Below are 11,446 nucleotides of genomic sequence, written 5' to 3' on the forward strand. Positions count from 1 at the left end.
CGCCATCTGGCGCGCTTCGATGGAAAATTGTATATTGCGTTCACTTCCACCCACGACCATCGGATATCTGATGCGCACCCGTGCTCTCCTCAGCGTTGCACTTCTCACATTCCTTCTTCAGACCACGGTCGCCTATGGCCAATGGGTGCAACTCGGCCCTGCCGGCCCGATCACGTCGATCGCTGCGAGAGGTTCGTCCACCTACGCGGGGTTGAACATCGGAGGTGGAGTGTTCGTCTCAACGAACGGCGGGGCATCGTGGAAGCAGGCCTCGTCCGGACTTCCGGTCTTGTCCGTTACTGCACTCGCCGTGACAGCAGAGAAGGTTTATGTCGGGCTTGCCGGAGAAGGGATCTGGGCGAGTACGGACGGTGGAACGACCTGGAATGATGCGGGCGGAGGGTTGATCAGCAACGATATCAGCGTCATAGCCCCCGTTGGCGGGGTGGTCTTCGCGGGGTCGGGGACATTCGGGGCGTCGCGTTCGACCGATGGGGGCACCATGTGGTTTCCCTCGGGGCGGGGCTTTGCCACCGGGAGTGCGTCAGCATTCATGGGTGTTGGCACGCGTGTGTTCGGAGCGTCCACGTCCGGCGGTGTGTATGTATCTATGGATGGCGGTGACAACTGGTCGCAGTCCAATGCTGGGATGACGACCACCGCCGTTACCTCCCTGGCGTCGTTCACGACCATGGTGTTCGCGGGAACCCTGAATAAAGGTGTGTTCCGGTCGACGGACAACGGCGCATCGTGGACCGTCGCTGGTTCAGGTCTTCCGAATAACCTTGTCGTTGCGCTCGCGACCGTTACTCCAGCAAGTGGCTCGCCCACTCTTGTCGCTGCGATGGGGTCAGGGCTTTTCTCCGTTTCCACAGACAGTGGCTCGTCGTGGGCCACCGTGGATCCGGGTCTGGCACACAAGACCATCGGGACGCTGATCGCGAACGGGACGACGCTCTTCGCCGGGACCGGCGATGGGATCCTGGTCTCGACCGACGGGGGCTTTCATTGGGGCGCTTCGAACGCAGGGATCACGACGGCACAGGTGACCGGGATCGTCTCCCTGGGCGGAGTATTGCATGTAGGCACGGAGAGTGGTGGGATCCTGACCACGACGAACGGTGGATCGGTGTGGACCCGGAACAACAATGGCCTGAGTTCCCTGGAGATCAGTGCCCTCACGCGTGGGAACGGGGTCACGTTCGCCGGAACATCTTCCGCTGTCTTTGCACTTCCGGACACGGGAAGCACGTGGACGGCCAGGCCGGGCCTTCCCGGTGAGGTCAATACCGTGCGACAGATCGGCGCGGTGTTGTATGCCGGTTCGGGCGGACAGGGCATCTACAGTTCCACGAACGCTGGCACGACCTGGCGGTTCGGATCGGGTTCTGTCTGGGATCTTGCAGGGACGATCGTCCAGTCATTCGGCCCCGGGGTCGGCCTCGTCATGGCGGGGACGAGCGGAAGGGGGATCCTGGGCTCTGCGAGCGGGGGGCTTGATTGGTTCCGGACGAACGGTGGACTCGTCAACATGGATATCCTCGGATTCGCAACGATCGGACAGAAGGTCTTCGCTGCCACAGGGGATGGCCCGTACTCCCTATCCACAGGAGCCGAGGATTGGACCCCGTCGACGACGGGCTTCGGGTCCAATTCCGCGACTGCCATCGAAGTGTATCAGGAGAAACTGATCGCGGGCACCCGGAGTGGCGGTGTGTATGTGTCTGTCGACCAGGGTGCGAACTGGGCAGCGGTGAACAATGGGTTGCTCGTGCCGTCCGTGAACACCGTCGTGATCGATAGCCCCTATGTTTATGTTGGAACAAATGGGGGGGGAGTGTACCGGCGCCAGCTCGCGGAGTTGTTCACCTCTCTTGCGGTGGACGGGGATCGGCAGCTTCCGGTCGGTTTCCGCCTGGGGCAGAACTACCCGAATCCTTTTAATCCGGTATCTGTCATTCCCTTTGAGATCGGCGTGTCGGGGTCCGGGCCAGTGATGGTACGGATCAGCGTGTACGATGTGCTCGGGCGGGAAGTTGCCGTGCTGGTCAATGAGCCCAGGGGGCCCGGCAGATACACCGTCCCCTTCGCGGGAAATGCGTTTGCATCAGGAGTGTATCTTTGCCGCATGGATGTCGGGGGGAACAGTGTGCTTTTCCGCGATATGAAGAAGATGCTCCTGCTCCGCTGAGCGGAGGAAGGTGGTTCACGCGCACGAAAGGATGCGGTCTAGTTGGCGAGCGGGTAGGTCATCGTGACCATCACGGAACTGCCGAAGACCCCGAGCCCCTTCGGGATGTTCGTGTAGTCCGGTTGATCCATACGGATCGTGGAGTTGTCGCGTGGCCCGTTGTTCACAAAGTAGTAGTTGTACAGCACGTCATCGATCTGAGACAGCACGAACGTGGCACGCAACCAGACGACCGGTGCGGCCGTGTAGCGGGACACGATCTCGGACCGTGTCTGGTCATACTGGAGCGTGTCGTACTTGATCGGGACCATCGTGCGGGATGCGGAATAGGTCCTGACCAGATCGAGTGACGGGAAGACCTTCACCGTGGTCCCATCCGACTCCTCGTAGCTTCGCACAGGCACCTCTTCCCGGTGCAGTTCCCACCCCCCATTCACGTACGCGTAGAAATCCAGATAGAAATGCATCACGAACGCGCCGTCAAAGGAGCCAAACGTGGTGTTCAGGATGATCTGCGAGCGGACGCTCCGGCTGAGCACCTTCGCGTTGTTGAGGGCGAAGTACGGCGGCTGGAGTGCGGTCGAGCGGACCTCGGCACCGAGTCCGGACGGATCGGTGACACGGAGGGTGTACTTGCTCCCCCCGGTGATAGGCATCTGATAGGCGACGAACATCGGGATGCTTGCCGGTGCGCCGGATGCGTCGGTGGTCGTGACCGTCGTATCCCTGAACTGCACCGTCCTCCCGTCGAACGTCATCGATACCGATGCGCCGCGGAGCGAGGGTGCGGAGGAGGCATCATACGTGGTGGAGAGCCGAACGAATTGTGTTGACGAAGCGCCATTCAAGATGCTGTAGACGACCAGCTTGCTGTTCGCAGGGCCATCCGGTTCGAACGGCTGGTTGCAGGAGATGGCCAGTGCGCCGAGCAGTCCGATGAGGGCGATATGAATGAGGGGCTTCATCGCTCAGAAGTCCAGTGACACCTGCGCCGTCGGGAAGAACGGGATCATGTAGTCCGTCTTCCCCGTGGCGCGGTCGTAGTACAGGATATTCTTGTGATCGGAGAGGTTGATAAGGCTGACCCCTGCCGTGCCGCGGATCCCCTCGAAGGTGATCCTGTACGTGATGCCCGCATCCCAGCGGTAGTATGCAGGCAGCCGGGCTGCATTCTTCGCGCCGAGCGTCCTGGATGGGGTGCCGATGCCGAAAGGGAAGGGGTTGGTTGCGATGTCGGTCAGGCTCAGCCGGTCGTACGACCCGGCGTTCTGCGTGAACGGATAGCCGGTACCAAAATCCCACCGGAAGGTGAGATCGAATCCGTCGAAAAGATGGAATGTGGAAACCGCCTTGATCGTATGCCGGCGGTCGTAGCGCGGCGCATAGGACGTCGTTCCTGCGTTCACCGTGACCTCGGACATGGCGTACGAGGTATAGATGTCCACGATCGGAGATGCGAAGCGGATCAATGCCTCGATGCCCCGGGCGTCGCCATCGCCGTTGAGATAGTCCGGATCGGCGGGGTAGACCTTCGACGGATTGTACAGCGTCAGAGAACTGTAGTCCTTGATGTAGCCCTGGAGGCTGACGGCGAGTCCGGGGATGACGTTCCCTTCGATGCCGGTGACGTAGTGGCGGGCCAGCTCGGGCCGCAGGTTGTCGGGGAGAAATATCCATGCATCGAAGAGCGTGATCAGATCATCCTCATTGCTGATCGTGATCATGTCCTGCGTGAACGTGCCGTACGATGCCTTGACGGACCAGGTCCTGCCCAGATCGTAGGAGAGCGTCAGGCGCGGCTGGATCCCCTGATACGGCGCATACCCTTCGAAGAGGAGCATGGCATCGGCGTGGATCCCGAGATCGAAACCCAGATCTCCCCATGATCCCACGTAGCGGGTCCATGCCGACCAGTTGACGCGGCTGTCCTTGTACTCCTTCGGGAAGACACCGTAGCCAAAGATCGAATCCTGGATCGTCGGGAACGCGATCTCAAAGCCCTCGAAGAACGTGTTCTGGTTCTCGGTGAAGCTGGTCAGTTCCACGCGGACACCGAACTCGTCGAGGCGCGACATTGCCGGCCGGACCGTTGAGCCGGGTTTGGGCGAACGCCGGTTCAGTGCGTAGGAGTAGTTCACGGTCGCATCGAAATAGAGACGGTCATCCGCAACCCCGGAAAGCACGAGCGAAGCGGCGGCATTCCGCCAGGAATGATCGGGCTGGTCCACCGGCACCGGCGTCACATCATCGCTGCTGATGAATCCGCGGAAGCCGAGCCGTCCGGTGCTCGTTCCCATCGTCCCTTTGACGAAGAGATCGTAGAACGAGAGCGGGGCTGCGTTGGGGATCAGGCGGTTGACGGTCTTGCTGAACAGGGATGTTCGTCCGCTTACGAGCCAGGAGTTGTCGTCCGCAAAGGGGCCATCGAGTTCGAGTTTGCCGGAGAGGAAATTGACGGTAGCGTTGCCGGAGATCTTCGACAGGTTCCCTTCCTTGGTCGTGACGTTCACGACCGATGACAGGCGTCCGCCGTAGCCGGCAGGGAATGCGCCGGTGTAGACCTCGGCCGAACGGACAAGGTCAGGGTCCAGCACACTGAACAACCCGAACGCATGGAACGGGTTGTGGATCTTCATTCCATCGAGGAGGATCTGGTTCTGGTCGCTTGCACCGCCGCGCACGAAGAACTTCGCGCTCACATCCGAGGTGGAGGTGATGCCGGGAAGCAGTTGCAGGGAGCGGAGCAGGTCGCTCTGTGCGATCGCGGGAAGCGCGCGGATCTCCTGCGGGGTCATCACATGGACGCTGGCACTGCGTTCGGTGAGGGTCGAGATGCCGGCGGATTGGATCACGACCTCGCCCGTCTGTACCGGTTGGGGTGTGAGGCGGACACTGAGGGTGATCTGTTCTTTGCGGCTGACGACAAAGAGGATCGCGCGGGGTTCATACCCCACGGCGCTGATGATCAGTTGATGCGTCCCGGCCGGGACGTTCGTGATGGTATAGAAGCCGCTGGTATTCGTGGTTGCGCCGCGTTTCGTGCCCTTGAGGATCACGTTCACGCCGATGAGGCGTTCGCCGTTGGAGCTGTCGGAGACGATGCCGCGGACGTCGGCGGTGATGCCGGGGTCGGGATGGCTTGCCTGAGAGAAGGCGACTGGCCCGGAGAGGATGGCGACCACGAAGAGGAAGCCCCCGATGATGAGGAGATACTTCACCGGGTCTGGTTCAGCCTGCTGGAATATGGGATGAATGCCACGGTACGGTGCCGGGAGGTGTGCGTAAGAAACCTGTTGAGAAGCCGGTCCACTACGGACGTTCTCTCACTCAAAAGAAAAGAAAAAACAGACCAATCGCAAGCAGGTGCGGTGCCGGGTGTTCACCTGATCAACAACATCTTCTTCGTTGCCGTGAGAGATCCTGCTCCGTCTCTGGAGTCGCGCCCGAGGACGGAGTCCGAAGGGCCCGGAGGCGATAGAAGTATGCCCCGCTGGGGAGTCCGGACGCATTGAATTCAGCCTCGTACGTGCCTGGCCCCAGGCTTCGATCCACGAGCACCGCCACTTCGCGGCCCAGAAGGTCGTAGACCGAAAGCTGACATTGAGAATGCGGAGACCTGAAATCTGATATCTGAATTCGGGTTAAAGGGATTGGGGAAGTTCTGAAAGAGATCGATCGTCGCCGGATGATCCGGATCGGCTCCGATGGCTCTGGTACCGAGTTCTACACGGCACCCCTCGAGTCTGTACGAGTTGTGTGACGAATTCCCGTCCCGGTCCGGAACGAGGATGGAGACACTATCTTGCAAGGTCCACATATTCTCTGCCGGTTGCCAGGTGCCATCGCTCCATGCATCGTGGGCGAGCACGGTCGGCACGCTCCCCGGCCCGAACTCAGCAAGCCAGCGGTATCCATAGGTCGTCCGTCCGAGAGAGTCACACGATTCATACTGGGAAAGCGTTGGGTCCCCTTCCGCGTCGAATGCCCATGTGGTCCTGTCGGTGACCTGCAATTGCCCATCCCACCAGCGGTCGATGGTCTCCCCGGTCATCCGTCGCTCGGTGTCGTACGTATACGACCGGCGCTCTGTCATCGACCAGGTGTCGTTTACCCATTGCTGGATCGTTCTTGCGGTCCGGTCGCCACGGGAATCGTACTCGATCGTCCATCGGTACCGGGGTTCCCATGAATTCTCCGGCCAGGATTCTCCCATACCCCCGGTTTCCCTGCCGTCGGCATACTCGTACGTGTAGCGGGTTCTTGAATAGATCTTTCCCCCCACACCATAGTCGAATATCCAGAGTACGATGTTGTTCTGCGCATCGTAGGTGGATGTCTCCCTGCTTTGAATCTGCCACTCTCCATTCAACCAATCATCGCGGGACAGGGTGAGTGCGTTTCCCCGGGCATCGTATGTGTGGCCTGTTCTGTCTGTGGGGATCCAGTATCCGCTCTCTCGCCGTTCCCGTACCTCTAGAGCGGACGGCCATGGTCATCCCGCGTGGTGGTTGTCCGGTGCGATGGCGACCATCCGTTGTCCCATCTCTCATAGAAGTTGAGGAGTTCATTTCCCGCAGCATCCCTCACGTACGTCGAGCGGCCGCCGCCGGTCGTCCTGCCGGTGGACACGTTCTCATACTGAGAGAGGAGGATCTTGCCCCTCTGGTCATAGAGGCAGGTGATCCGGTAAGAGGGTTTCAGCGTGTTCGTCAGCGTATCCCTCATCTCCTCCAGTTCAGAAATGAGGTTCCCCATCGCATCGGTGACGTAGGTGTAGCGCCTGCTCAGGGTCAGAGTGCCCTTGATCAGGTACTCTGTCGCCGATCCGGTCATGCGGTTGCGCTCATCATAGGTGTAGCTCTCGCGCGATCGGTCGGTCCACACCCGCCGTCAGCTTCTGGACCAGGTCGGAAAGCATCGCGGCGTTGGCATTAAATGAGTAGAGATGGCGCGTCGTGTCTGCGATCCCGAAGACGACGGCGGTATCGATCACGAATGGGGTTGCGGAGACGGCTGTGATCTTCTGGACGCATGTTGGACGGTTCGGGGATCCGGTCGATCTCCGGAGCACATCCGGGATGAACAGTCTGGCACCAGAGGAGTCCGATGGTGGGGTTGACGGTCCTACGATCCCAAACACCCGGTGGCCGCGGACATCCGCGGGCAGCGGGATTGGGAGTGCCATCCTGCCGACGGGGGGGCGGTCCTTGGTTTCTGGAGGAGTGGAGTCCGTGCTGGTGTTCTGGCTGAAGCAAGGGTGCCAGAATAAGCAGATGAGCGGCAGACAACGCAAGGAGAATGGTGTCACGGTGTATCCCCCGGTGCCATAGGTGCAGCGATGTCGAAAATGTCTTCAACGCAGTTTGGATCCAGACATCCCTTGAATGTATCCTCCGTTTGCGCCAAAGTCAAATGGAACGCGAGTTCCGTGCACGCACCACCTGTGCATGTTCACACGGGTGCACGCAACGGGCCGTTTGGATTGACACTTGTTGAAGGCTTGCGTACATTTAATAGAGGGAAGCGTTCGCGCGATCCTCGTCGAAGTATATCCAGCCCCGCGGGGCGAAGTCCATCATCGTCATCTGCGTGAGCATTCCGCTCCTCGTACCGGCCACTGTGCAAAGGGGGTAGAGCGATGCAACAATCCTGCGCCTTTCGTCCCATCCTCCTCGCATCTCTTTTTCTGATATGTGCCACCGCACCGGGCGGACGTCCGGAAGATCCCAAGGGCCAACCGACACCCGCTTCAACGACCACCAACGATCAGTTCCGGCCGATCCTGATCAACAACATCTTCAATTACTATTCGAACAATGGAAGCGGGTCGTACAATCCGTTGAGCACGACCCAGGGAGGATTTGAATTCCCCAAAGGAGACCGGCTCACGACGGTCTTCCAGGACGGACTCGTGTGGGGGGTCAGACAACGGGACACGATCAAGGTCGGCGGTTCGGTCTACCGGCACGGCATTCAGGCCGGGCGGATCCTCGTGCATGGCACATCAACAACCGATCCTGTTGCTGATGATGCCTCTCTCACCACCAACCGGGTGTACCGTGTGCGGCGGGACATAAGGCCTATTGGTGGTGTGTCAGATCCTGGTGATGCTCGAGCAGCGGGGGAGCTCGCGATCCTGGAGAACGAAGAAGTGCCGCTCATCGGGAGATATGAGACGGTGACGGCCTCGCAGCTCCTCCAGCAATACTGGGACGACTGGAACGGATGGCCTGCATCGGTCGGCGCACCATACGCTGATGTCGATCACAATGGATCGTATGATCCCATGATCGACATCCCCGGCCCGCCGATGGCCGATGCCGCACTCTGGTACGTGGCGAATGACATGAGCAGTGTGCGGACACAGTACCTCAGCGGAACGAGCCCGATCGGGCTGGAGATGCAGCGCTCCGTCTGGGCCTACCGCCGCGGCGGCGCGGTCGGCGATGCCATCTTTCAATCCTCGCGCGTGATCAACAAGAGCGGTGTTGCGCTGGATTCGGTGTTCCTCGTTCAGTGGGCCGACCCCGATCTCGGCGATGCGGGCGATGACCTGGTGGGGGTTGATACGACACGCGGGCTCGGGTATGTCTACAACGGCCATGCAAGTGATCTCTACTACGGCACAACGCCTCCGGCCGTGGGGTTCCTGCTGGTGCAGGGGCCGCTTGCCGCGGCAACGGCGGCAGACACGGCAATGTTCGGCTTCGGACGGCGCCCCGGGTACCGGAACCTCCCCATGAGCACGTTCACGTTCTTCACGGGCGCAATGGCCGCGTATGCGGATCCTGCGCAAGGGGTGGGAGGGGCATGGCAGTGGTTCAACCTCATGAAGGGACTCAGCAGTGTGAGCGGTGCTCCGTTCATCGATCCCACCATAGCGGACACGACCCGCTTTGTCTTCGCCGGCGATCCGGTGACGGGAGCGGGTTGGCTCGATGGCACGCTCGTCGGTCCCGCTGACCGCCGGTTGTGCATGGTCACCGGCCCGTTCACCATGGCGGCCGGCGACACGCAGGAGATCGCCGTCGCGAACCTGGCCGCGAGAGGGTGGGACCGCCTTACGAGTGTATCGCTCCTCCGGAGCAGGGCGGATATGATCCGCCAATTGTACAACAGTCTCAGTTCTGAATTGACACTACCCGTCCTGATGCATGCGGTCGTGAGGAAAGGAGACACGTGCGAAGTATCGTTCCGCGCCGATGCGCACGGGACGCCGGTCGCAGGTGTGCAGGTCCAGCTGAAGGAGTATGATGGCGCCGTGGTATGGGCCCTTGACCTTGTCGACGTTGGTGGCACCTTTGACGGCGCGGCGGGCGACAGCGTCTTCGGCGGGTCGGTGCAGATTCCCCCAATTGCACGCGCGCTGTATGCGGATGCGGTCGTCACGTATCACAGCGGTGCCGTGCTTACGTCGACGCACTTCGTCGACAATATCACCACGGCGGATCTGGCGGTGGCTTCCTACGACGTCGTTGCCACCAGTTTCGATAACGATAACATCCCGAACCCCGGGGAGAGCGTGCGATTCACAGTGTCACTCACGAACGCTTCTTCGATCATCCTGTCGGATCTGGCCTTGATGATGTCGCCGGATCAGGCCGGCCAAAAACTTCGCGTGGCCAGTCTCGGAGGACACTCGACGCACACCTGGACCTACAATGCGAGTGATCCCACAACGTACCTGGCCTTTGATGTCCCCCCGGGGTATGCCGACTCGACGTTCGCCAGAGTGCTGAGCGTTGTCGACAGCAGCGGCAACCTCTGGCGCAACACGTTGACGTTCATGGTCAGGCCGATGAAATCCACGGTATACAGGACCCCGTTGAACCGCATCGCGGGGACGGCACCGGGCAGCTTCGAGATCGCGATCGTTGACTCCTCGAAGGTGAAGGATCACCTGTATGTGATCCGGGGGGGGAGCGCACGCGGACTGACGGGTGGATTCTCCGTGAAAGACTCGACGACCGGCACCGAGCTTCTCGAGAACCATGAGCTGCCGGATGCACTCGGATTCACGAGTCCGGTGATCGACGGCTTCAAGGTGCTGATCGGCACGGTCGACACCCTGCCCGGCATGCGCTCCTGGGAGATCCCCTCCGGGATCCGCAGGTTCTCATCCGTGGGCGGGTATGCAAACATCGGACTCGAGGGATTCTCGAGCGCGGGCTATCCGGAAGCATACGACCGGGCTCTGGGAACGGTCGGGATGGCCGGACATCTGACGTTCGGCGGGATCGGGAGCACCCTCGGCGCCTCCGAATACCATACTGTGCTGTTGAAGCTAGCCGCCGTTTCAGCCATCGATCGTTGGGATCCCACAACCACGCCGACGGATGAGAACTTCTCCCGGGCGTACCGGTATCTCGGCAGTGCCAGTTCAGCAGCTGCCGATCCCTCATTCGCTCCGTGGATCGTGAACACGGCCACAGGCTACCCCTATCAGGGATATGATCACTCGGTTCCGTTCTCGGCGTGGGATATGGAGAGTGATCCGCCCGTGCGCCTTGCGGTGGGCGTGCTGGAGAACAATGTGGCGGGGGGACTCGTGGACGGGCGGTACTGGCCAGGGCTGATGGCGGTAGATAACAGCATCGTGCGCGAGCTCGGGTTCATCTTCAAGTCGCCGTACACGGAGACGCCCGACCCGGCGCTCGCCGTGAACATGAGCAATAATTCTTCCACGCCGCTCATGTGGGTCATGTCGTTCAACCGTCGGGTCGACGCGAACTGGGTTGCGGGCGATCAATTCAAGATCATTGCGTATCACATGCCCACGGCATCGGACGCGTGGACGTTCAACCCGAAGGTCGTGACGGATGTGGCGGAAGTGGCAGCCCCGTCATCGTTCGCGCTCCTGCAGAATTATCCCAATCCGTTCAACCCGAGTTCAGATATCCGATATCAGATATCTGAATTCAGCATTGTCAGGCTCGCCGTCTATGATATTCTCGGCAGGGAAGTGGCTGTGCTGGTGAATGAAAAGAAGGCTCCCGGGGCATACCAGGTGCGGTTCGATGCATCGTCCCTGTCGAGCGGAGTCTACTTCTATCGTCTCCAGGTCCGCCCTTCGGACTCCGTCCCCGGGCGCGACTCCAGAGACGGAGCCGGGAGATTTGTCGAGACGAAGAAGATGTTGTTGTTGCGGTGAACCGTTACTGAGTGCATGAACCGTGTGCACGGTGGCGTGATTGCGGCTGCTGATCGATCAGATCGTCAGTCGTACGCTGTGCGTGCGGTTCCTGGAAACAGGGG

At 60.6% G+C, this 11,446-nt stretch carries 6 protein-coding genes; 2 read left to right on the forward strand and 4 right to left on the reverse strand.

The window, feature by feature from the left end:
- Positions 1 to 70 precede the first annotated feature (70 nt).
- Positions 71 to 2,191, forward strand: a complete 2,121-nt coding sequence (locus tag IPI01_17790) for a hypothetical protein (protein MBK7259614.1) — start codon at positions 71 to 73, stop codon at positions 2,189 to 2,191.
- A gap of 38 nt (positions 2,192 to 2,229) precedes the next feature.
- Here IPI01_17790 and IPI01_17795 read toward each other — a convergent pair whose 3' ends face one another.
- The 4 genes from IPI01_17795 to IPI01_17810 all read right to left on the reverse strand — a co-directional run bounded on the left by IPI01_17795 (position 2,230) and on the right by IPI01_17810 (position 7,075).
- Positions 2,230 to 3,156: a DUF4249 family protein gene (locus IPI01_17795; protein MBK7259615.1), complete on the reverse strand. Its 927-nt coding sequence runs from the start codon at positions 3,154 to 3,156 to the stop codon at positions 2,230 to 2,232.
- 3 nt (positions 3,157 to 3,159) lie between these two features.
- Positions 3,160 to 5,409, reverse strand: a complete 2,250-nt coding sequence (locus tag IPI01_17800; protein ID MBK7259616.1) for a carboxypeptidase-like regulatory domain-containing protein — start codon at positions 5,407 to 5,409, stop codon at positions 3,160 to 3,162.
- A gap of 169 nt (positions 5,410 to 5,578) precedes the next feature.
- Positions 5,579 to 5,887 (reverse strand): T9SS type A sorting domain-containing protein, encoded by a 309-nt coding sequence (locus IPI01_17805; GenBank protein MBK7259617.1) that lies wholly within the window; start codon positions 5,885 to 5,887, stop codon positions 5,579 to 5,581.
- 777 nt (positions 5,888 to 6,664) lie between these two features.
- Complete coding sequence (locus IPI01_17810) at positions 6,665 to 7,075, reverse strand: hypothetical protein (protein MBK7259618.1); 411 nt, start codon at positions 7,073 to 7,075, stop codon at positions 6,665 to 6,667.
- Between the two features lie 2,698 nt (positions 7,076 to 9,773).
- Here IPI01_17810 and IPI01_17815 point away from each other — a divergent pair.
- The gene (locus tag IPI01_17815; GenBank protein ID MBK7259619.1) at positions 9,774 to 11,342 is read left to right on the forward strand and encodes a T9SS type A sorting domain-containing protein; all 1,569 of its coding nucleotides are present in this window, start codon (positions 9,774 to 9,776) and stop codon (positions 11,340 to 11,342) included.
- Positions 11,343 to 11,446 lie beyond the last annotated feature (104 nt).

The sequence above is a fragment of the Ignavibacteriota bacterium genome (genome assembly GCA_016707525.1).
Taxonomy (GTDB): Bacteria; Bacteroidota; Ignavibacteria; order UBA10030; family UBA6906; genus JAGDMK01.

What these genes read in the sequence shown, in the direction of transcription:
- IPI01_17790 (MBK7259614.1), top strand. Translation starts at nt 71, where the DNA reads ATGCGCACCCGTGCTCTCCTCAGCGTTGCACTTCTCACATTCCTTCTT.
- IPI01_17795 (MBK7259615.1), bottom strand. Translation starts at nt 3,156, where the DNA reads ATGAAGCCCCTCATTCATATCGCCCTCATCGGACTGCTCGGCGCACTG.
- IPI01_17815 (MBK7259619.1), top strand. Translation starts at nt 9,774, where the DNA reads ATGATGTCGCCGGATCAGGCCGGCCAAAAACTTCGCGTGGCCAGTCTC.